This window comes from Acinetobacter chengduensis, from assembly GCF_003664645.1.
Classification (GTDB): Bacteria; Pseudomonadota; Gammaproteobacteria; order Pseudomonadales; family Moraxellaceae; genus Acinetobacter; species Acinetobacter chengduensis.
On the sequence record NZ_RCHC01000061.1, the window covers coordinates 1 to 1,483 of the forward strand.

Consider the following 1,483-nt stretch of genomic DNA (forward strand, 5'->3'; position numbering starts at 1 on the left):
ATGTAAGCCCAAAGTAGAAATGTCCGGTTTCTCCAAAGTAAAAATGTCCGCTTTTAGAATATGCACTTTTGCAATTTCCTTAGCGGACGGTTTGATATGTTGGTGTCTATGTCGGATAAAGAACTTAAACGATTGTCGGTCTTGCAGGAAATCTGTGATCAACGCATAACTCAATCCCAAGCTGCTCAGCTACTTCATATTTCAGAACGTCAGATCAGACGCTTACTGCAGAAATACAAAGCTCAAGGCCCAGTTGCATTAGCCCATGCTGCACGTGGTCAAATCAGCAACTCCAGGCTTCCTGAAGAACTCAGACTCAAGTGCCTCAATATTGTTTCGGATCAACTGCATGGTTTCGGACCCACTTTAGCGCATGAAAAGCTCACTACCATTCATGGATTCGATATTTCAGTGGAAACACTACGTTCCTGGATGATTGCAGCCAATTTATGGATTCCGCGATCCAAGCGCTTGAAACGCCCGTATCAGTCTCGTTACAACCGGGATTGCTTTGGTGAACTGATTCAAATCGATGGCTCACACCATGACTGGTTTGAAGGACGAGCCCCTAAATGCTGTCTGCTGGTGTTTATCGATGATGCCACAGGAAAATTGCAGCATTTACGCTTCTGTGAATCAGAATCAGCCTTTGACTATATGATTTCAACACGTTTGTATGTTGAGCAGCATGGTAAGCCGTTGGCATTTTACAGCGATAAACATTCAGTCTTCAGGGTGAATCAAAGCAGCAAGAAAGACACCAAGATTACGCAATTTGGGCGCGTACTCAGCACCCTGAATATCGATATTATCTTCGCTAATTCACCACAGGCCAAAGGCCGTGTAGAACGAGCCAATAGAACGCTTCAGGACCGTCTGATCAAAGAAATGCGCCTGGAAGGCATCTGTTCGATTGAACAAGCGAATGCCTGGCTACCCTGCTTCATTGAGCAATTCAATCAGAAGTTTGCCAAGATGGCCTTTAATCCCAAGGATCTACACCGGACTGTCACTGAAACAGCCGAAGAATTAGATGATATTTTTACCTGGCGTGAACCCCGCAGAGTCACGAACAGCCTGACCATTACTTATGATAAATGCGTATATCTCCTGGAAAACACGGAAGAAAACCAAAGATTGATTGGCAAGTATCTTGAGTTCCTTGAATACCCGGATGGTACAGTTGCAATTGAATATCAGGGAAGAAAAATCAATTACAGCATCTTCGATAAATTAAGTCAGCTTAACCAGCGAGAGATTGTTGAGAATAAACGTTTAGGTGCTGTTCTCAATCATATTCAACAACAGCACGAAGAATTAGAACAGCAAAACAAACGTAATCGTTCTCAAAAGATGCCAAGCAGACGTGCACAGAAAACAGTAATCAAAGAACGAAATCTGAATCCTGTACTTGACTTGGAAATGTCTGTATAGGACATTTCTATTTGGTTTTAAGGTAGGACATTTCTACTTTGGAGTTACA

The 1,483-nt window shown here is 42.8% G+C and carries 1 protein-coding gene; it reads left to right on the top strand.

Annotation, left to right across the window (positions count from 1 at the left end; genetic code table 11):
• Positions 1 to 108 precede the first annotated feature (108 nt).
• A complete protein-coding gene (locus D9K81_RS18175) occupies positions 109 to 1,434 on the top strand; it encodes an ISNCY family transposase (RefSeq protein ID WP_121524032.1) in 1,326 nt (441 codons plus the stop codon).
• Positions 1,435 to 1,483: the final 49 nt, after the last annotated feature.